Origin of the sequence: Streptomyces sp. Ncost-T10-10d, from assembly GCF_900091955.1 — a bacterium.
Lineage (GTDB): Bacteria > Actinomycetota > Actinomycetes > Streptomycetales > Streptomycetaceae > Streptomyces.
Map to the genome: position 1 here is coordinate 32,687 of NZ_FMDF01000107.1, position 20,165 is coordinate 52,851.

Sequence of the window (20,165 nt, forward strand, 5' to 3'; positions counted from 1 at the left end):
CCGCCTCTGACATCCCTGTCATTCCGGGGGTGTCAGAGGAACGATCCGCACGCGGTGAAGCCGCGTACCTGTCCGCACGGAGAGCCCGTCGGCCATCGCTTGCCCGAGGCGCCTGTCGGCTGTGGCCGCACCGGGGCTCGCGGTGGCCAGCCAGGCGTACAGGGCAGAGGCGTACGCGGCGGGGTCCGGACCGGACATGCCTCCCGCATCGGCACCCGGCGCCGCCACCACCCGGAGCGGCTCCTCGCCACGCACCCGGACCACACACGTGGACGGCCCGGTCACATAGGCCGCAAGGGAACAGCCCTGATGGCGCCGGAGCACCTCGGCGGTCCAGGCCGACGGAGAGCCGAAGCGCGGGTCGTCGGGTGCCCCGTCCCGGAAGATGACATCTGCCAGATCCAACTGGTCCACGTCGCGGGTGTCCTCGTGCACGGCGACATGCAGTTCCCCGTCGTGATCCGGGCCCGCCATCTGCCGAGGCCCCGCCCGGCGACTGACCGCAACCTCTCCCGGCCCGAGGACCCGCGACAGTACGTGAAGGGGGAGGGTGGCCGTGCCGGCCTCGTAATCGGGCAGCGGGAGAGGCTTCAGCGAAGCCGGCCAATCGGGTTCCGGCGCACCCATCATCGAGTAGAAGAGCCTGCGCAACCGGACCGCTGATTCACCCGGCACGGAGGTGGTGAATCCGGCAGGCCCCGACAACGGCCGGTGACGGCGGATGAGTTCGTCGATCTGCGCCGACAGCGACGCGTCGGGGTCGAGCCGCGGCGCCTCCCGCATGAACGCGGAGATCGGCGCATCGGGATCGAGGGCATCGAGCGGCGCGGCCCCCAGCAGCACAGGAGTGCCGAGGGCGGCAGCGTAGTACGTGACGGAACCGTGGTCCCCGATCACGGCGTCGGCGGCCAGCAGAGCCTGTCGCCACCCCTTCAGTGGATCGATCAGCGCAAGCCCGCCGCGCCGCGCGCGATCGAGCCAGGCGCGGATCTGACCGGGTCCGTGGCCGTGCCAGATGTTCGGATGCAGTACGGCGGCGAACCGGTACTCGTCCACGGGGAACTCGGCAGAGACCCGGTGCAGCAGCGCAGCCACGACGTCACCGCCGCCGTCACCGCCGCCCCCGCCATCACCGAAGAGCGACTCGGAGCCCCAGGTCGAATTCAGCAGGACCAATTGCTGCCCGGGTCGCACACCCAACGCACGGCGGAAGCGCTCGCGATAGGGGCGGGCGGCGAGCATGCGGTCGAAGCAGGGGTCCCCGGCGAGTACCGCTGTCGGCGCCGCATCGGGACAGGCGATACGCAACCGTTCGTACTGCTCGGGATGGGAGAGGACGAGAGCGTCCGCGACAGGAGCGCCCTGCGACAGAAGCCATTCCGGCGCAAGCCCGAAAACGGGCGCAGGCACCGCCACCCCGGCCCCGTGTCCGGTGTCCGGTGTCCGGTGTCCGGTGTCCGGTGTTGCCAGCCTTTTAGTGTATCCAACACCGTGCGACAGGACCGCCAACTTCCCGGAAAGCGCGTCCAGTCGGCCACCAAAACTGGCGGAGACGACCAGGTCCGCCGCTGTCTCCGCCGCCTGCTCCCACGGCAGGACCGGCACCCCGATGTCGGCCAGCAACTCGGCCGTGCCGGCCGCGAACGCCGACGAGCCCGTACAGGTCACCAGCAACTGGACGCGCCAGTCGTCGTCGAACAGGGGCAGCACATCGAGCAGCCGGGTAGCCGCGGTCACGTTGTGCACGACGACGAGGACCCGCAGACACTTCCCCCGGGTCGCCCACCGCGCCGCATCATCCCCCACCGGCACCCGCACCCACCCGGCCCGCCCGTACTCCATCCGCACACCCCTCATCCGCCCCGGCCCACCCGTGGGACCCATGCCGCCCACGCGACCGGCCACGACAGTCAACCAGCGCGACCCACCGCGCCGACCAACGGGGCGGAGCAGAGCTGACAGGGGGCGACGGAGCGACGCGCATCCGACGGGACGACCCGGGCGCCCAAAACCCTCACGCAGCCATCGCCACCGCAGTCCTGCTCAGCGAGTCGTCGCGCGACAGGATCTGCTTCCGGTCGCCGAAGACGACGACCCGCAGCAGCGCGAACCGCCCGATCCCCGCCAGAGCTGAAGCAGACAAATAGACCGTCTGCTCGACCAGGGCCGAGGGCTCGGAGCGGAGGGCGTACAGACAGAACAGCGCCCCCGTCGTGAACGCATAGCTCACGGCGACCGTCACCCCGGACTGGAGGTGGACGCCCCACCCCTTCCGCTCGCTCCGGAAGGAGACCCGCCCGTGCAACTCGGTCGCGATCACCGTGGAAACGACAGTGACCAGCGCATTGGCAACAGCCATCGGTATCCGGTCACTGAGCAGTACGAGCGCCCCGCTCGATGCCAGCCCGACACCGCCACCACACACGACGAACCGCACAAAGGCCGCGACGAGTGGGTGAAGGGTGCGCGTCTGTCGGCACGATGGGGCGGTCACTGGTGGGCCTCCGTGGGCTGTGGCGTGGAGCGGCGTGTCGATTCCACCGCAGAACCTACGGAGCCGGCGTCGTCCGGGCGACCGGATAAACCCCGGACTTCAGTGGGGGACAACCCCGAGAGATCCCTGGGTCCGACACTGGATCTCCGCCGGGACGATGCCGGCCGGCTCAAGAGGGCGCTCGGATCGTGAGGAGGGGCATGCAGTGACTCGGTTATGAAGAAGCGGGTTTCGAGACCCGGCACATGGGGGCACGACACACCCCTCCGCCCCGTGCCTATGGCTGCTCACCCCATGGGAAGGTCCCCCGCACCGTCCTACCGTGACGGACTCGAACCACAGAGTCCACCCCCCCCGGACGGGAGAGCCGCGATGCGCAGAGCAACGAGCACCTTGCTCGGCATGCTCCTCACACTGCTGAGCCTCGGAGCAACCACCACAGCGGCCCACGCCGCCCCACCCAGCTACCTCACCCTCGAAGCCACCTACACCACCGTCACCAACGGCTGGGACCGCGTCGATCGCTACCTCGACACCACCAGCGGTTTCCATGCCGAGCAGTACCCCTCGGACGGCCGTGGCGACCAGGACGGTCAGCGACGTACCTTCTTCGGCGGCGTCAAGCAGCCCTACTCCGGCCGCTTCCTTCTCTACTCAGCCCCCGGCTGGAACAGCGGCAGTCACCAGACCCCCGTCCTCCTCGTCCACGGCGCCAACGACAATGCCGACCGCGCCTGGGCCAACCCCGGCGAAGCCGGTGGCTACGGCTGCGGTGCCGTCTCCTGCCCCAACACCGGACTCATGCAGTACCTCGCCGCCCGCGGCTACCGCGTCTTCGCCGTCAACTTCGCCCATAAGCAGGGCGACAACCTGATGCAGGCCCAGCAGGTCGGCGACGCCATCGCCGTCATCAAGGACCGGCTCGGCGTCAGTCAGGTGGACCTCGTCGGCTGGAGCAAGGGGGAGATGTCCACCCGAGCCTACGTCTCCTCACTGCGGCCCACCTGGGGACGCCCCTATGCCGGAGACGTACGCCGCCTCATCACCCTCGGCGGCCCCAACGGCGGCTACGACTACCCCTATGCCCACGGCTGGGCCCATGACTTCAGCATCTGGCCCCAGTGCGGCGGCAGCGTCAACGCCCCGTCGCCGCACCTCTACATGACCTGCTACGGCACCTACACCGCCCATCCCGAATTCGCCTTCGCCCCCACCAGCGGCTACGACGTCTATCCCGGACAGCGCCAGATGCTCGCCCGCTGGGACGCCACCTACGGCATCGACATGACCCAACAGGACTGGTACACCACCTACCACGGCGGCCAGGGCTTCTACACCTCCGGCAGTGGAATCCAGACCGCGATCGACGCCGGCTCCCTCATCGCCCCCCTCCACAAGGCAGGCATCCCCGGCACCGTAGCCACCTACCTCCTCGCCGGAGGATCCCCCAGCGTCCTCGGCATCTACAACGAGAACCGCGGCCCCAGCGACGGCGTGGTCTTCGTCGACAGTGCCCTCGACCGCACCGGCATCGCCAACGTTGCCGGAACCGCCCTCATCTCCACCGCCAACCACCTCCAACTCGGCTGGCACTCCTCCGCCAGCGCCCAGATCGCCGCCTGGCTCGGCTGACCCTGCCACTCCCAAGGACGGACCATGACCTCGCCCGCACTCCTCCCCGGCATCCACGCTCGACGGATCACCACCCCCCGGGTCACCCTCAACCTCCTCGAACTCCCCGACCGGACCGGCGAACCCGTCCTCTTCGTCCACGGCAACGTCTCCGCCGCCGCCTTCTGGCAGCAGACCATGCTCGACCTGCCCCACCCCTACCGACCCCTCGCCGTCGACCTCCGCGGCTTCGGCGACACCGATCCCCTCCCCGTCGACGCCACCCGCGGCGTCCGGGACTTCAGCGACGACCTCACCGCCCTCCGGGACACCCTCGCCCTCGACCGCGTCCACCTCGTCGGCTGGAGCATGGGCGGCGGCATCGCCCTCCAGCACCTCCGCGATCACCCCACTGCCGTCCGCAGCCTCACCCTCGTCAACCCCGTCTCCCCCTACGGCTTCGGCGGTACCCACGGTCCCGACGGCCGACTCAACCACCCCGACGGCGCCGGCTCCGGCGCAGGCACCGTCAACCCCGAATTCGTCCAGCGCCTCAAGGACGGCGACCGCAGTGAGGACTCACCACTCTCCCCCCGCGCCGTCCTTGCCTCCAGCTACGTCAGACCGCCGCTCCGCCCCGCCCTTGAGGACGCCTTCGTCGACGCCATGCTCTCCACCCGCACAGGGGACGGCCACTACCCCGGCGACACCCGTCCCAGCGACCACTGGCCCGGCACCGCCCCCGGCCCCCGAGGTGTCCTCAACGCCATGGCTCCCACCCACTTCCGTATCGACGACCTGCACCGGATCGACCCCAAACCGCCCATCGGCTGGATCCGCGGCACCGACGACCTCATCGTCTCCGACACCTCCCTCTTCGACCTCGCCCACCTCGGTGCACTCGGCGCCGTTCCCGGCTGGCCCGGCGCCGAACACTGCCCCGCCCAACCCATGCTCGCCCAGACCCGCCACGCACTCGATCACTACGCCGCCGCGGGCGGCCCCGTCCGCGAAACCGCCATCCCTGACGCCGGTCACGCCGTCCACATCGACAAACCCAAGGAGTTCACTGCCGCCCTCCTCGACACCCTCACCGCAGGCCGGTGAAGGGGCCGGGCTGTCCCCCGTGAGGACCTGTACCGACGCCGAGGCCGTCCAGCGCGATCCCGGCGTCAAGGGTTCTTGCCGCTGTCCACGAGCCGGGCGGTCGAGCAGACCTGGTGAGCTGCTCGCCGAAGTGGGGAAGTCGGCCCGCCCGGTGCTGCGGGACGTCGGAGAGAACGCATACGCTCATAACTCCCGTGACGCTTAGGTAGATTGAGGCCATAGATTGATCACTTTCGTGTCCGGAGGTCCTCATGAGTGAGCAGCAGCATTCGTCCACCAGTGGGCCCGCCACACCGGTGTCGGACCGGATCGACACGACCAGGCCGCACTCCGCCCGCTTCTGGAACTACTTCGTCGGCGGCAAGGACAACTACGAGGTCGACCGTGAGATCGGCGACCAGATCAAGACGTTCTTCCCGGGCATCGTCGATGTCGCGGTGGCAGGGCGACAGTTCCTGCGCCGCTCGGTGAGTCACCTGGTGGAGGACCGGGGTGTCCGGCAGTTCCTGGACATCGGGACCGGCCTGCCCACTGCCGACAACACCCATCAGGTGGCCCAGGGCATCGCCCCCGAGTCACACATCGTGTATGTGGACAACGACCCGCTCGTGCTGGCGCACGCACGTGCGCTGCTCACCAGCTCACCCGAGGGGGTCACGAACTACATCGATGCCGACCTCTACGAGCCGGACGTCATCCTTGCCGAGGCGGCGAAGACACTCGACTTCGACCGGCCTGTGGCCCTGATGCTGCTCGGCATACTCGGTCACGCGGACGACTTCTCGCGGGCCCGTGAGGTGGTGGGCCGGCTGATGGCGGGCCTGCCGTCCGGCAGCCACCTCGTGGTGTACGACGGCACACGTACCAGCGAAGGCATGATCGCCGCGGAGAAGGCGTACATCGAGAGCGGCGCAGTGCCGTATTTCGTCCGCGAGCCGAGCGAGATCGTCACGCTCTTCGACGGGCTGCGGATCCTCGACCCCGGCTTCGTCCGGCTCAGTGAGTGGCGGCCCGACGCCGACAGCGCGAGCGTGCCCGCCGATGTCGATGCCTTCGGTGGAATCGGCGTCAAGGAGTGACGCGCGGGCGCTGTCGCCGGCCCGGACGTGATGCATCGTGCCGCGGGCCGATCCACGGAGCGGCCGTCCGCAAGCCGCAGGACGGGGACACGCGTCGGGGGCCGTCCGTGAACGGCCCCCGACACGGTTCCTGCCAGGTGGCAGTACTCGTTACTTCTGCAGCTCCACCGTGAAGCCGCGACCCGTGGAGACGGACGGCGTCTTGATCTCCGTGATCCCGGTCGCGGGGTCGGTGAACCAGCCGGACTCGGCTGCGGCGAACTCCGTCGCCGAGTTCAGCCGGTGCAGGCGGCTGTGGTCCATGACCACCTGCGACGGGGCGTCATTGCCGTGCACGGTGACATGGTACGAGCGGGCTGACGGCTTGCCCTCGTAACTGCCCACGCTCGCACCGATCTTGATGGTGGTGCGGCCGGCCTTGCCGTGCGTGGGTGCCTGGACCCGTACGTGCTGGGTGGCCGAGGCGCCTTCCGTGAACTTCCTCGTCACGCCGTCGTCCTCGTAGAGCGTGTAGTCCGTGGTGCCCTGCGGATAGATGTCGTAGCCGAGTCGGCTCTTGTCCCGCGATTCCCAGGACACGGTGCCCTTGGGCCACATCGGCACGATCGATCCGCCCTTGACGAACAGCGGCAGGGTGTCGAGCGGTGCCTGGTAACCGTTGACCGTGGTCGGTCCCTGGTAGGTTCTGCCCGTCCAGTAGTCGGTCCAGGTGCCCTTCGGCAGGTAGATGCCGTCACGGACGTCCGTGTCGCTGTACACCGGTGCGACCAGGAAGTCCGGTCCGGCCAGGAACTCGTACTTCGCGTTCGGTCCCAGTGCCGCGGGGTCGTCGGGGTACTCCAGCGCGAGTGGCCGGACCGGACCGACGCCGGTCTTCGTGGCGTCCTTCGACAGGGTGTACATGTACGGCAGCAACCGCTCCTTCAGCTGCAGGTACTTGCGGTTGATGGAGGTGTACGGCTCGCCGTCCAGCCACGGCTGCTGGTCGTGCGGCTTCTTGGTGGTGATGTCGCTCGCCCAGCCGTCCATGGTCATGATGGCCGGGAGGAATGCCTTCCACTGGAGGTCACGGGTGTACATCTCGGGGTCGTGCCGGTAGATGCTGCCGACGTCACCCGTGTTGTACGCGATGCTGGACATGGTCGCACCGGCGTATGTCGGGATCTGCCAGCGGATGTAGTCCCAGGACAGACTCTGGTCACCGCTCCACAGCACACCGCAGCGCTGTGCGCCGGCCCAGGAGACGGGCAGCCAGACGAAGCCGCGGGCGTCGCTGTTGTCCTCGATGCCGGCCTTGGCCTGGTCGCAGGCGTCCAGGGCGAAACCGTAGCCGCCGCCGACCCAGGCGACATCCAGCTTGCGGACGCGGACGCCGGCCTTGGCCTCCTCGGCCTGGTCGGGCAGGCCGTTCTGCGTCCAGAGGCCGAGCTGGGCATGGTTCTTGTTGAGGCCCACACCCGCCTGGGAGAGGTTCTCGTAACCGCAGCCGTAGCCGTCGTTGACGAGCATCCAGCCGAGCGGCATGCCGTTCTGTACGTAGCTGTCGGAGACCTTCAGCGCGTCCAGGGTGTGGCGCTCGCCCCGGTTGGCGTTGTGGAGGTAGCAGTCGGCGGAGCCGGGCTCGAGCCCGTACACCGGCGGCATGAACGGTTTGCCCACCAGGGAGGTGTACTTGCCGATGACCGACTTGGTGTCACCGGTGAAATAGTAGGCGTCCAGCCGCCGTTCCTGCTGGCCGGTCCGTACCGGTGAGTCGAAGTCGTAGATGCCGGGGGTCATCGTGTTACGGAAGACGCCGTAGCCGGCGGTGGAGATGTAGAACGGCTGGGAGTTGTTGTAACCGCCCTCGTTCCAGTTGGTGTTGTTGCCGACGTGTCTGACCTGATCGCGGTGCGAGAAGCTGCCGTTCTGCTCACCACCGCCGAAGAACTGTTCATCGGCGCCGCGCTTCAGGCTCTGTCGCATGCCGCCGCCGGTCCAGCGGAGCGGGTCGGCCTCCTGCCAGATGACCGTGCGGTTGTCGGCCTTGTAGAGGCCGAAACGCAGCGGCTTCTTGTAGACGCGCATCACCACGTCCTTGGAGCGGATGCCGTAATAGGTCCCCGCGTCGAAGGATTTGGTGTGCCGTTGGGCCGTGGGCTGCTGTCGGATCATGTGGCTGTCCTTCGGGTCGGCGAGGACGCCGTCCGGGGATGCCTGCAGCCGCAGTGTGTCGTCGGTGAAGAACTCGGCGCGGGCCTTGAGCGCACCGGCCTGGATCTCGTACGTACCGTGCGAGCCGCTGAAACCGGTGAGGTCTCCGGCGTCGATGGCCTCGGGGAGGTACGCCTTTCCGCTGAAGGAATTGTTGTGCACGTCGTAGGGGACCACGACCACGTGGTACGTGCCGGAGGCCTTCGGGATGACTGCGGACTCGGGGTCGGCCGTGCCCGCACTCGACGCCACCTGCTTATTGGCCGAGTCATAGATGTACATGTCGAAGTCGTCGGTGGGCGTCTCCCACTGGATGGAGACGGGGACGCCGCCCTCGGGATTGTCGTCCCACTGACCCGCGGGTGGGTTCACGGTCAGATCGAAGCGGGCGCAGACGGCGTTGTCCGGGTCGTCGGCGGCCGTACCGCACTTGGAAGGTGAGTCGACGGTGCCCTTGGCGTAGACCGGGCTCTGCCATGTCACATTCTTCGTGGTGCTGTCGAGGGTGCCCGACGGCGTTGCCGCGGCCTGTGCCTGCGTGGCCGGGACGGTCAGGGCGGTGAGCGCGAGGACGATCACCGACAGAGAGCCGACCGTCGCCTGACCGGGACGGTTCTGAAGGATCCGCAAGGAATGTTCTCCGTTCGTACCGAACAGCGAAGTAGGTGATGTCTGCGCAGACATGCTTGGAACATTGGAGATTCGCGCATCAGAATTCACCGTACGGCCGGTGCATGTCAACGTTCCGGGCCGGTGCTTCGCATCGGCACCAGTCGGCCGACTGCCGCGCCGGTCACGCACCAGCCCGCCGACTGCCGTTCGGCGGATCGCCACCGTGTCCACACCGCGTCGGTCTTTCGCAGCCCCGAGGGACTCTGGAACACTCCATTCGCTCTTGCCCCCACACCTCCTCACCCCACAGAGGTCTTCACCCATGGCTGAACTCGACCGACGCCGTTTCATGCAACTCGCCGGAGGCGCAGCCGCCTTCACCATGCTGTCGAACAGCATCGCCCGCGCTGCCTCCCTCCCGGCGAAGGGTGCCACCGGCACCCTTGAGGACGTCGAGCACATCGTCGTGCTGATGCAGGAGAACCGCTCGTTCGACCACTACTTCGGGACACTCAAGGGTGTGCGCGGCTTCGGTGACCCACGTCCGGTGACATTGCCCAGCGGCAAACCGGTGTGGCACCAGGCCTCCGGCACCAAGGAAGTGCTGCCGTTCCGGCCGACGGCCGACAACCTCGGACTCCAGTTCATCCAGGACCTCAACCACGACTGGGCGGGCGGCCACCGGGCGTTCAACAAGGGCGCGTACGATCAGTGGGTGCCCGCCAAGTCGGCGACGACGATGGCCTACCTCACCCGCGAGGACATACCGTTCCACTACGCCCTTGCCGACGCGTTCACCGTCTGCGACGCGTACCACTGCTCCTTCATCGGCTCGACGGACCCGAACCGCTACTACATGTGGACGGGATACACCGGAAACGACGGCACCGGCGGCGGCCCCGTGCTCGGGAACGACGAGGCGGGGTACGGATGGACGACGTACCCCGAACGGCTGGAGAAGGCCGGGGTGTCCTGGAAGATCTATCAGGACATCGGCGACGGGCTCGACGCCGCAGGGTCCTGGGGGTGGATCAGCGACGCCTACCGCGGGAACTACGGCGACAACTCGCTGCTCTACTTCAACAATTACCGCAAGGCCAAGCCCGGCGATCCGCTCTACGACAAGGCTCGCACCGGCACCGATGCCAAGAACGGCGACGGGCTCTTCGACAGACTCAAGGCCGATGTGAAGGCCGGTGTCCTGCCGAAGGTCTCCTGGATCGCCGCCCCGGAAGCCTTCACCGAGCACCCCAACTGGCCTGCGAATTACGGTGCCTGGTACATCGCGCAGGTGCTGGATGCGCTGACGTCCAACCCGGAGGTGTGGGGCAGGACCGCCCTGTTCATCACGTACGACGAGAACGACGGCTTCTTCGACCACATCGTGCCGCCGTACCCGCCGTCCGGGGCCGCGCAGGGGCTGTCCACCGTGGCGACCTCCGCCGACTACTTCGCGGGCAACGGAGGTTACGCCGCGGGCCCGTACGGTCTGGGGCAGCGCGTGCCGATGCTCGTCGTCTCGCCGTGGAGCACCGGAGGGTTCTCCTGCTCCGAGGTCTTCGACCACACCTCGATCATCCGGTTCATGGAACGTCGCTTCGGGGTGAAGGAACCCAATATCTCGCCCTGGCGGCGCGCCATCTGCGGCGACCTCACCTCCGCGTTCGACTTCCGGCGAACGGACACCGCCCCCGCCGCCCTGCCCTCCACTGCCGGGTACCTGCCGCCGGACCGCAACCGGCATCCCGACTATGTGCCCGTGCCGCCCGCCGTCGGCAGCGTTCCCAGACAGGAACCGGGCTCCCGGCCCACCCGGCCGCTGCCGTACGCGCCGTTCGTGGACGGCGCGGCGAATCCGGCGACCGGAAAGTACGGCCTCACCTTCAGCGGCGGCGCCGCGGCCGGAGCGCAGTTCCTGGTCACGTCCGCGAACCGTACCGACGGACCGTGGACGTACACCACCGAGGCCGGAAAGTCCCTCTTCGACACCTGGAACACGGTCTACTCGAACGGGGTGACCAACCTCAGCGTGTACGGTCCGAACGGCTTCCTGCGCACCTTCAAGGGGCCCGGCAAGGCGGCAGGGCCCGAAGTGACCGCCCGTCACAACGCCACCGATGGGCATCTCGACCTGACGATGACTCATGCAGGCTCCGGTGACGTTCATTTGACGTTGACCGACGCATACGGCGGTACTGCCCAGACGTTCACGGTGCGCGCGGGCACGACCGTGAACCACTCGGTGGACCTGCGGGGGAGCAGCCGCTGGTACGACATCTCGGTGGTCTCCGACGCGGACACCACGTTCCTGCGCCGCTTCGCCGGACACGTCGAGACGGGCGAGGCGGGCACGAGCGACCCGGCCCTGATGGCGGGCTGACCGTGGGGGCGGGGGAAGGTGTTCAGACCCCTGCCCCCCCTTACCGGTCCGGGCGGTCTGACCACCCGTCGGCCCACTGCCGCCCGTGGAATACAGGGTTCGATATGTGTGGCGACGTGACGGCGGTGGCGTACGGCGGGGGGCGCAGCAGCCCACGGGTTGAGGGCGCGGGAGATTGCCGCGACCACACTGCCCCGTGCGCCGCTACCGCGCTCGGACCGTCGCCATCACTTCGCGGTCCGGCTGCAGCGTCAGCGTCGGTACGGGGTTGACGGTGCCCGGGTCCACCTCCAGTTCGAAACGGCGTGCCAGCACGGCAAGGATCAGCACCGCCTCGACCATCGCGAACCGTGTGCCCAGGCAGACCCGGGGGCCGCCGCCGAACGGGAACCAGGCGTACTCCGCGATGTCGTCGCCCTCCTGTGGATCCCAGCGCTCGGGACGGAATTCCTCCGGCTCGGGATACCACCGCTCGTCGCGGTGCGTCGCCCACTGGCTGGTCCACACCCTGGTGCCCTCCGGCATCGGCACACCGCCGATCCGCGCACCCTCCTTGGCGACGCCGGTGACGAGCCAGATCGTCGGGTAGAGGCGAAGGGTCTCCTTGACCACCGACTGGGCGTACGTCAGCCGGGCATAGTCGTCGAACTCCGGCTCACGGTCGCCGAGTACCCGGTCCAGTTCCTCGGTGAGCGCGGCGCGCGTCCGCGGATTGCGGGACAGCAGATACCAGGCCCACACCAGAGTGGAGCTGGTCGTTTCGTGCCCACCGATGTACAGGGTGACCGTCTCGTCGCGTATCTCCTGGTCCGTGAGGTGCGTACCCGTCTCGTCGACCGCGGTCAGCAGCCGGCTCAGCAGATCGGGGCGATCGTCCCCTCCGTCGCGGTGACGGGCGACGACCCGACCCACCTCGGCGTCGATGACCGCGGCTGCCTTCCTGATCCTGGCCCGGCCCGGTGTCGGCACCCAGTCCGGCAACAGCGCGCCGATACCGGCGAACTCCTTGCCGATCTCCTGCTGCGCCACATCCATCGCCCGGCCCATCGCATCGGCGTCGGCCGGGGTGTCGACGCCGAAGATGGTACGGACCGCGATCTTCTGCGTCAGTGCCGCCATCTCGCGCTTGATGTCGATGCGCTCACCGCCGGACCAGGTGTCCGCCAGCTCCACCGTGCTGCTCGCCATCGTCGCCGCGTACGACCGCACCTGCTTGGGGCGTACGGAAGGCTGCACCAGTGACCGCTTCCGCCGCCAGTCCGTACCCCGGGCGACCACGACGCCGTTTCCCATCACGGTCCGGAACGCGATACCGAGTGCGGGCTGGTCGAAGGTGCGTTCCGTCTCGGTGAGCAGCTCGCCTATGCATTCCGGATCGGCTATGTACACACACGGGTTGGGGCCGAATCGCCAGCCGACCATGTCGCCGTGACCGCGCAGTCGCTCGAAGAAGGCGAGGGGATTCTTTCCGAACTGGGGCAGGTTCCCGAGAAACGGCAGCCCCTTCGGGCCCGGCACGATCGTGTGGCCTCGCGGCTCGGCATCGACGGCTGGGCCGGTCTCCGTGGACATGAAAGTCTCCGCTCCCTTGTGGCGCATCCGACTGGATGCGCAGCGACCTGACTTCAGCAGTACCGCACGGCGTGGAGGGTGTCATCGGCCTTGTGCGGTACGCGAGTTGTCGAGGGTAGCGGCCGCCGTGCCGAGAACGTACGGGCGGCTGGGCGGTCGGCGGGATGTGTCCGCGGTCGCCGGACGGGCCCGGGGCCCGAGTCCGTCCGGCGGTGCGGTCCGGTGGGCTCGTGGTCCGGAGCCCGTTGCGCGATGTGCGGGTCAGACGCCCGGCGGGACCCGGGACGGGCGGCCGTTGCCGCGGGTGAGGGAATAGCCGAAGACGGCCGCGAGCGCCCCCAGTACTCCGCCGCCGACCGTCCACAGCCAGCGGTCGGTCCACCAGCCGGAGGCCCAGCCGTCCTCGGGCTCACTGCCGCGCGACACTGTGGTCGGCGAGCCGTCGCCACTGGCGGCCGAGTCGTTCGAGGTCTGCTCGACGAAGGACACACCGGGGACCAGTGGCTCGGCGAGCGTGCCGTCCACATCCCCGGCGCCGCCCTTGTCCACCGCCGTGACCTCGACCTCGGTCTGCACCGGAAGACCGAGGTCCGCCGAGGGCAGGTCGACGACCGTGAGACGTACGTAGTAGTTGCCCGGCAGGGGGTCGTTGGCCCACGGCTCGGACCAGGCGCGGACGGCCCGCAGCACGCAGGTCAGCTCGACGGTCGACGCGTCGGCCGCCGCTTTCCCGGTCTGGCGGCCGTACATGCAGGCCTGGCGGCGCCGCAGTCCGTCGTACACATCGACCTGCCAGGTCGACGCGCCGTGCCGGGTGGCGCTCTCCGGCAGGGTGATCTTCGCCTTGACGGTGGCCCGCTGGCCCGCGTCGGCGGGGAACATCCAGTACAGGTAGTCACCCGTGGACGCCCCGGCGGTGGCGCGCTGGTTCTGCTGGACCGCAGTGGCCGTACGGAAGGTGGTGCCGGCCTCGGTGGGGCCGGACCCGCCGTCCGAGGCGCTCGGGCTCGGGCTCGCCGACGGGTCGTCGGCCGCGGCGGCGCCCGCCGAGGTCAGCAGGGCGAGGCCGGTCAGCAGCGCACCCGCGAGTACACGTGTCGTACGCATCAGTTGGTCCTCCAGACGGCGATGCGCCAGCGCGAGATCCAGCCGGTCAGCAGACCCGCGACCAGTCCGGTGAGAACCAGTACGCCCAGCAGCCACCAGCCGCGGCCGAGACCGAACGCGGCGACATCGGCCGCGTCGTCCGGGGCGTCCACCAGGTCCACGGTCAGTTCGAGGGGCATGCCCGGCGCGGTCTTCACCGAGGCGGGGGCCGAGTAGGAGTTGCTGACCTGGAGGCACACGGTCTCGGCGGCGGGCTTGTCGCCGCTGTCCGTGTCGTCCTGCTCGGGCTTCGGGTAGCGCAGGCCGGAGGAGATCGCATCGGTGCGGCCGGTGCCCGACTCCGAACCCCGGACGATTTCCCGGCCGTGCACGGTCACCGCGCGCAGCAGCACCCCGTAGTCATTGTTCACGGCACGGTCCGCGAAGACGCTCACCGAGGCGCGCAGCTCCTGACCGGGCAGTACATCCACCCGGTACCAGCGGTGCTCACCGAACTTCTCCCGGTCGGTGTACAGACCCGCCTTGAGCTCCGGTGCCGTGGAGCAGCGGTCCGCGCCCTTCGTCGCCACCGGTGTGACGACCGGCTCGGCGGCCCGGTCGACCAACTGCTTGACACGGCCGGAGAGTTCATCGGCGTGCTGGACGGCGGTGTAGGTGCCTCCGGTGGCCTCGGCGATACAGGTCAGCTGCTCGCGGATCTTCGCGTTCGGCACCAGGCCCAGTGTGTCGATGACGAGGTGGATGCCACGGGCTGCAATGTCACGGGCCACCTCGCACGGGTCGAGCGGGCCACAGGTGTCCTCGCCGTCGCTGATCAGCACGATCCGGCGGGTGGAGTCGCCGCCTTCGAGGTCGTCGGCGGCGCCCAGCAGGGCCGGGCCGATCGGGGTCCAGCCGGTGGGGGCCAGGGTCGCGACGGCGGTCTTCGCCTCGGTGCGGTCCAGTGGGCCGACCGGGTAGAGCTGCTTGGTGTCCTTGCAGCCGACCTTCCGGTCATTGCCCGGGTAGTCGGCGCCGAGCGTCCGGATGCCGAGCTCCACCTGCTCGGGCACCGCGTCCAGGACCTCGTTGAACGCCTGCTTCGCCGCGGCCATCCGGGACTGGCCGTCGATGTCACGGGTCCGCATGGAGCCACTGACGTCGAGCACCAGCTCGACCTTGGGGGAGGCTTTGGTGGGGGTTTCATCAGCTGCGGCGGGGAGCGCCGAACCGAGCCCGGCGGTCAGGGTGGCGAGCAGGATGCCCACCCCGACCGTCAGCCTTTTTCTTATGATCATCGCCGGATACTAGTGAAGATCGCTTCGCTTCCCCAAACCGGTCCGGAGACGGCCGGGGGCCGTCGCCCGGACCGGTCGAAGGGAAGTGACAGCCAGTCAGTGCCCCTTGCGGGATGTGTGGGGCCGGTCCGGCATGCCGGGCTGTGCAGCGGCGGGGGTGTGTGGGGTGTACGGGGGTCAGGCCCTGCCCAACAGGGGGCCCGCGGCCCGCTCCAGCGCCGAGCCGACCCGCTCCCAGGTTGCCGAGTCCCTCTGTACGGCGGGCAGTTGGGTGTCCTCACCGATGTGCCAACCGGCGGCGATCGCGACCGGGTCCTCGCCGGTTGCAGCGGCGGCGGCCAGCGCGGCCGCACCCAGAGCCACCAGTTCGCCGCTCCCGGGCACGATCACCGGCCGGCCGGAGAGCCGCCGTACCGTCTCCACCCAGGTGTGCCCCTGGGCGCCGCCGCCGATCAGGCGCAGCGGTCGGGCGGCCACCTCGGGGTCGGCCGGGTCGAGGCCGCAGGCCCGCAGGAGTTCGTCGAGAGCACGCAGCACGGTGAAGACGGCGCCCTCGTAGGCGGCGCCCAGGAGTTGCTGCGGAGTGGTGTCGTGCCGCAGCCCGGTGAGCAGGCCGGAGGCGGTGGGCAGATCGGGGGTGCGTTCGCCGTCGAGGTAGGGGAGGAGCACCGCCTCGCCGCCGGGGGCCGCGTCGTCGCGCTCCAGGCCGAGCAGCGCGGCGACCTTGTCCACGGCGAGCGTGCAGTTGAGGGTGCAGGCCAGCGGGAGGTAAGTGCCGTCCGCCGCGGCGAAGCCGGAGAGTGCCGTCGAGGCGGGCCGTGTCCGGGAGGCGGCGAAGACCGTTCCCGAGGTGCCGAGGCTGAGGACGGGGTGGTCCAGCAGTCCGGCGCCGCCCAGTCCGAGGCCGACGGCGGCGCTCATGTTGTCCCCGGTGCCCGCGGCCACGGCGATTCCCGCCGGCAGGCCGAGCGCGTCGGCTGCTTCGGCGGTCAGCGAACCGATGCGGGTCGCACCGGTCTCGGCCACCTCGGGCAGCAACGTGACGTCCAGGCCGAGGAGTTCGAGTAGTTCGGGGTCGTAGGCGCCGGTCGCGGTGGAGTACCAGCCGGTGCCCGAGGCGTCGCCGGGGTCGGTGACAGCGGTGCCTGCGAGGTGTTCGGTCAGGAAGTCGTGGGGGAGGCGTACGGCCGCGGCCGCGGCGGCGTTCTCCGGCTCGTTCTCCCGCAGCCACTGCCACTTCGTCGCGGTGAGGGAGGCCACCGGCACGGATCCGGTCCGTGCGGTCCAGGTCTCGGCCCCGCCCAGTGCCGCGGTGAGGGCGGCGGCCTGCGGGGCGGAGCGGGTGTCGTTCCACAGCATCGCAGGGCGCAGTGGACGCCCCGCCCGGTCGAGGACGACCAGCCCGTGCTGCTGACCGGCGACCGCGATACCGGTCACGGCGGAGGCGGCGACGCCGGATTCCTTCAGTCCGGTGGTGACGGCGTCGCACAGCGCCTGCCACCACGCCTCCGGGTCGCTCTCGCGGGCACCCGCCTCGCCGGTGACGACATGCGGCGCCCGGCCGACGGCGAGCAGTCGGCCGGTTCCGGCGTCGACGAGGGCGGCTTTGGTGGATTGGGTGGAGCTGTCCACACCGATGACGACGGTACGCGGCGGCATGGGTGACCTCATTCCTGTGCTGTGGGGAGATGACCGCGGGGAGACGGACGCAGTGAGATGGCTGCGGGGCGTGCATCACCTCGGGGTGTGGTAGCCGGGATGCCGCCACTGAAATTTGATCGTACGGAAAACAAATTACGCGATCGAGTGCGCCGGGAACAGTGATCTCTCCGGAATTCCGACTGCGAGGGGTTACGTGCCGGACGTGCCCGGTGCATGATTAGTCATGACAGTAAACAAATAGGGTTCGGCCACCTCGGCCGGTCATGGAACCCGACAGCACTGAAGGCGGCCAGACGATGACGGAACGCTTCACGCCCACCCCCGACGACAGGTTCACCTTCGGACTGTGGACGGTGGGCTGGCAGGGGCGCGACCCCTTCGGCGATGCGACCCGCACGGCGATCGACCCGGTCGACTCCGTGCAGCGGCTCGCGGAGCTCGGTGCATACGGTGTGACATTCCACGACGACGACCTGATCCCGTTCGGCTCGACGGACACCGAGCGCGAAGGGATCGTCAAGCGGTTCCGGCAGGCGCTGGACGCGGCCGGACTCGTCGTCCCCATGGCGACGACGAACCTCTTCACCCATCCGGTGTTCAAGGACGGCGCGTTCACCGCCAACGACCGGGACGTACGCCGCTACGCCCTGCGCAAGACGCTGCGCAACATCGACCTCGCCGTCGAGCTCGGTGCCACCACCTATGTGGCCTGGGGTGGCCGCGAGGGCTCCGAGTCCGGTGCCGCCAAGGACATCCGGGTCGCCCTCGACCGTATGAAGGAAGCCTTCGACCTGCTCGGCGACTACGTCACCGAGCAGGGGTACGACCTGAAGTTCGCCATCGAGCCCAAGCCGAACGAGCCGCGCGGCGACATCCTGCTGCCGACCATCGGTCACGCCCTCGCCTTCATCGAGCGTCTGGAGCGCCCGGAGCTGGTCGGCGTCAACCCGGAGACCGGGCACGAGCAGATGGCCGGGCTGAACTTCCCCCACGGCATCGCGCAGGCACTCTGGGCGGGCAAGCTCTTCCACATCGACCTGAACGGTCAGTCCGGCATCAAGTACGACCAGGACCTGCGCTTCGGCGCGGGTGACCTGCGCCAGGCGTTCTGGCTCGTCGACCTGCTGGAGACGGCCGGCTACCAGGGCCCGCGGCACTTCGACTTCAAGCCCCCGCGGACCGAGGACTACGACGGTGTCTGGGCCTCGGCCGCGGGCTGCATGCGCAACTACCTGATCCTCAAGGAGCGCGCCGCCGCCTTCCGCTCCGACCCCGCCGTGCAGGAGGCGCTGCGCGCGTCCCGGCTCGACGAGCTGGCCCGCCCCACCGCCGAGGACGGCGTGGCCGGGCTGCTGGCCGACCGGTCGGCGTTCGAGGAGTTCGACGTGGACGCGGCGGCGGAACGAGGCATGGCGTTCGAGGCCCTGGACCAGCTCGCGATGGACCACCTGCTCGGGGTCCGCTGATCCCGGCCCACACCCTTTCGCGTTCGTGTGGAGTCGGCCGGCTGTCCGGCCCTGTACCCGGTGCGGGCGGATCGGCCGGTTGTCCGGTCCGCGCCCGTGCGGGGCAGTAACCGCTTGTCCGGTCCGTGCCCGTGCGGGCGGACCAGCCGGTTACCGGCCCGCTCCCGCACAGGGGCGGATCAGCCGGTTTCCCGGCCGTCCGCGTACGCCACCGGGTCGGCCAGTACCCCCGTCATCACCAGCGCCGCAGCGCCCCGCGCCGCGTCACCCGCCACGGACGAGGCGCGCAGACGGCCGCTCCCGGGGGCCCAGAGCCCGGACACCACCCGGCCGGTCAGCTCCTCGTCCGCGGGCGGTGACAGCCACGGCATCAGGTTCCGGTATATCCCGCCGAGCACCACCGCGTCCGGGTCGAGCAGATTCACCGCCCCGGACAGCACCCGCCCCAGCATCCGGCCGGCCTCCGCGACAGCGGCCACCGCCCGCTCGTCCCCGGCCCGGGCGCGCCGTTCCAACTCGGCCACCCCGGAGCCGCTGCCGGACTCCTGGACCCCGGCGGCCCGCAACAGCGCCGCCTGTCCCGCGTACTGCTCCAGACAGCCGCGCGAGCCGCACCGGCACTGCGGTCCCTCCGCGTCCACCACCACATGCCCGATCTCCCCCGCGAACCCGTGCGCCCCGCGCAGGAGTTCACCGTCGATGACCAGGGCACCGCCGACGCCGATCTCGCCCGTCAGATAGAGGAAACTGCGGACCGTGTCGAGCCCGCCGAACCAGAGCTCGGCGAGCGCCGCCAGATTGGCCTCGTTCTCCGAACTCACCGGCAGTGCCCCGCGACCGGGTTGCCCGGCGGCGAGCGAAGCGGCGAAGAGTTCCTCGGCCGGGACCTGATTCCAGCCCAGGTTGGGCGCCTGGCGCACCGCACCGCCGGAGACCAGACCGGGCAGGGCGAGCGCCACCCCGACCGGGAACAGTTCCTGTTCGCGCGCCGACTCCAGGGTGCGCGCCGCGATCCCGGCCGCCCGCGCCAGCACCTCCGCGGGCGGTGCGCCGCGGTTGTCGAGGTGCTCGGTGAGCCGTACCCGGCCGGTGCCCGCCAGATCGACGACACATACCGACACATAGTCGATGTTGACCTCCACACCGAGCCCGGCAGGCCCCGTGCGCGCCACCTTGAGCGCGGTCCCGGGGCGACCCGCCTGCCCGCTGAAGGTCTTGCCGGACTCGGTGAGGAACCCGATGTCGATGAGTTGCTCGACGAGCGAGGACACCGCGGCCCGGGTCAGCCCCACCCGCGAGGCGACCCCGGCCCTGGTCGCCTCGCCCTCGTCGCGGACGGCCCGCAGCACCAGACTGAGGTTGCTCCGGCGCACAGTGTCCTTGTCGGCCTTGGGCCCCAGCGGTGTGAGGTTGCTCTTCATGGTGGATCCGAGCCTATGCGATCCCTTGTGCGATCAGTCCGGCGAGCCTTTGCGGTCGGCACGTCCTGAGGCCGGTCGCCGTCCCGTCGCCGAGGGCGGCCCGTTCGCAGGAGAAGGAATGCGCCGCGAACGGGCCGCCGGTGTTCGCCGCGAACGGGCCGCGGGTGAAGGCGAACCCGTGCGT

At 69.6% G+C, this 20,165-nt stretch carries 13 protein-coding genes; 5 read left to right on the top strand and 8 right to left on the bottom strand.

Going from position 1 to position 20,165, the window contains the following annotated elements; genetic code table 11:
* Positions 1 to 18: 18 nt before the first annotated feature.
* Both GA0115254_RS17250 and GA0115254_RS17255 read right to left on the bottom strand, forming a co-directional pair.
* Positions 19 to 1,842 carry a hypothetical protein gene (locus GA0115254_RS17250; protein WP_093896185.1) on the bottom strand — a complete coding sequence of 608 codons (1,824 nt, stop codon included), beginning with the start codon at positions 1,840 to 1,842 and terminating at the stop codon, positions 19 to 21.
* Positions 1,843 to 2,014: 172 nt separating this feature from the next.
* Entirely contained in the window at positions 2,015 to 2,494 is a 480-nt protein-coding gene (locus GA0115254_RS17255; protein WP_093896186.1) for a GtrA domain-containing protein, read from the bottom strand.
* Between the two features lie 372 nt (positions 2,495 to 2,866).
* Here GA0115254_RS17255 and GA0115254_RS17260 point away from each other — a divergent pair, with 372 nt between their 5' ends.
* The 3 genes from GA0115254_RS17260 to GA0115254_RS17270 all read left to right on the top strand — a co-directional run bounded on the left by GA0115254_RS17260 (position 2,867) and on the right by GA0115254_RS17270 (position 6,291).
* Entirely contained in the window at positions 2,867 to 4,126 is a 1,260-nt protein-coding gene (locus GA0115254_RS17260; protein WP_093896187.1) for an esterase/lipase family protein, read from the top strand.
* Positions 4,127 to 4,150: 24 nt separating this feature from the next.
* On the top strand, positions 4,151 to 5,212 hold the full coding sequence (locus tag GA0115254_RS17265) for an alpha/beta hydrolase (RefSeq protein WP_093896188.1): 1,062 nt from the start codon (positions 4,151 to 4,153) through the stop codon (positions 5,210 to 5,212).
* A 251-nt stretch (positions 5,213 to 5,463) separates the two neighbouring features.
* Complete coding sequence (locus GA0115254_RS17270) at positions 5,464 to 6,291, top strand: SAM-dependent methyltransferase (RefSeq protein WP_093896189.1); 828 nt, start codon at positions 5,464 to 5,466, stop codon at positions 6,289 to 6,291.
* Positions 6,292 to 6,441: 150 nt separating this feature from the next.
* On the opposite strand, the gene GA0115254_RS17275 is transcribed toward GA0115254_RS17270, so the two are convergent.
* Positions 6,442 to 9,114 carry a glycoside hydrolase family 31 protein gene (locus tag GA0115254_RS17275; protein ID WP_256102628.1) on the bottom strand — a complete coding sequence of 891 codons (2,673 nt, stop codon included), beginning with the start codon at positions 9,112 to 9,114 and terminating at the stop codon, positions 6,442 to 6,444.
* A 304-nt stretch (positions 9,115 to 9,418) separates the two neighbouring features.
* Here GA0115254_RS17275 and GA0115254_RS17280 point away from each other — a divergent pair, with 304 nt between their 5' ends.
* Positions 9,419 to 11,476 carry a phosphocholine-specific phospholipase C gene (locus tag GA0115254_RS17280; RefSeq protein ID WP_093896190.1) on the top strand — a complete coding sequence of 686 codons (2,058 nt, stop codon included), beginning with the start codon at positions 9,419 to 9,421 and terminating at the stop codon, positions 11,474 to 11,476.
* Positions 11,477 to 11,680: 204 nt separating this feature from the next.
* On the opposite strand, the gene GA0115254_RS17285 is transcribed toward GA0115254_RS17280, so the two are convergent.
* The 4 genes from GA0115254_RS17285 to xylB all read right to left on the bottom strand — a co-directional run bounded on the left by GA0115254_RS17285 (position 11,681) and on the right by xylB (position 17,091).
* Positions 11,681 to 13,048, bottom strand: coding sequence for a cytochrome P450 (locus tag GA0115254_RS17285; RefSeq protein ID WP_093896191.1), 1,368 nt, complete (start codon positions 13,046 to 13,048; stop codon positions 11,681 to 11,683).
* A 261-nt stretch (positions 13,049 to 13,309) separates the two neighbouring features.
* Complete coding sequence (locus tag GA0115254_RS17290) at positions 13,310 to 14,155, bottom strand: hypothetical protein (RefSeq protein WP_093896192.1); 846 nt, start codon at positions 14,153 to 14,155, stop codon at positions 13,310 to 13,312.
* Complete coding sequence (locus GA0115254_RS17295) at positions 14,155 to 15,432, bottom strand: VWA domain-containing protein (protein WP_176740161.1); 1,278 nt, start codon at positions 15,430 to 15,432, stop codon at positions 14,155 to 14,157. The genes GA0115254_RS17290 and GA0115254_RS17295 overlap by 1 nt, the downstream gene beginning before the upstream one ends.
* A 177-nt stretch (positions 15,433 to 15,609) precedes the next feature.
* A complete protein-coding gene (gene xylB / locus GA0115254_RS17300) occupies positions 15,610 to 17,091 on the bottom strand; it encodes a xylulokinase (protein WP_093896194.1) in 1,482 nt (493 codons plus the stop codon).
* A gap of 299 nt (positions 17,092 to 17,390) precedes the next feature.
* On the opposite strand from xylB, the gene xylA reads away from it, so the two are divergent.
* Positions 17,391 to 18,560 (top strand): xylose isomerase, encoded by a 1,170-nt coding sequence (gene xylA, locus GA0115254_RS17305; RefSeq protein WP_093896299.1) that lies wholly within the window; start codon positions 17,391 to 17,393, stop codon positions 18,558 to 18,560.
* 179 nt (positions 18,561 to 18,739) lie between these two features.
* Here the strand turns inward: xylA and GA0115254_RS17310 are convergent, their stop codons facing one another.
* Positions 18,740 to 19,981, bottom strand: coding sequence for an ROK family protein (locus tag GA0115254_RS17310; protein WP_093896195.1), 1,242 nt, complete (start codon positions 19,979 to 19,981; stop codon positions 18,740 to 18,742).
* Positions 19,982 to 20,165: the final 184 nt, after the last annotated feature.

Coding starts and splice junctions, on each gene's coding strand:
- GA0115254_RS17265 (WP_093896188.1), top strand. CDS start 4,151: ATGACCTCGCCCGCACTCCTCCCCGGCATCCACGCTCGACGGATCACC.
- GA0115254_RS17270 (WP_093896189.1), top strand. CDS start 5,464: ATGAGTGAGCAGCAGCATTCGTCCACCAGTGGGCCCGCCACACCGGTG.
- GA0115254_RS17290 (WP_093896192.1), bottom strand. CDS start 14,155: ATGCGTACGACACGTGTACTCGCGGGTGCGCTGCTGACCGGCCTCGCC.
- GA0115254_RS17250 (WP_093896185.1), bottom strand. CDS start 1,842: ATGGAGTACGGGCGGGCCGGGTGGGTGCGGGTGCCGGTGGGGGATGAT.
- GA0115254_RS17285 (WP_093896191.1), bottom strand. CDS start 13,048: ATGTCCACGGAGACCGGCCCAGCCGTCGATGCCGAGCCGCGAGGCCAC.
- GA0115254_RS17295 (WP_176740161.1), bottom strand. CDS start 15,432: ATGATCATAAGAAAAAGGCTGACGGTCGGGGTGGGCATCCTGCTCGCC.
- GA0115254_RS17280 (WP_093896190.1), top strand. CDS start 9,419: ATGGCTGAACTCGACCGACGCCGTTTCATGCAACTCGCCGGAGGCGCA.
- xylB (WP_093896194.1), bottom strand. CDS start 17,091: ATGCCGCCGCGTACCGTCGTCATCGGTGTGGACAGCTCCACCCAATCC.
- GA0115254_RS17260 (WP_093896187.1), top strand. CDS start 2,867: ATGCGCAGAGCAACGAGCACCTTGCTCGGCATGCTCCTCACACTGCTG.
- xylA (WP_093896299.1), top strand. CDS start 17,391: ATGACGGAACGCTTCACGCCCACCCCCGACGACAGGTTCACCTTCGGA.
- GA0115254_RS17310 (WP_093896195.1), bottom strand. CDS start 19,981: ATGAAGAGCAACCTCACACCGCTGGGGCCCAAGGCCGACAAGGACACT.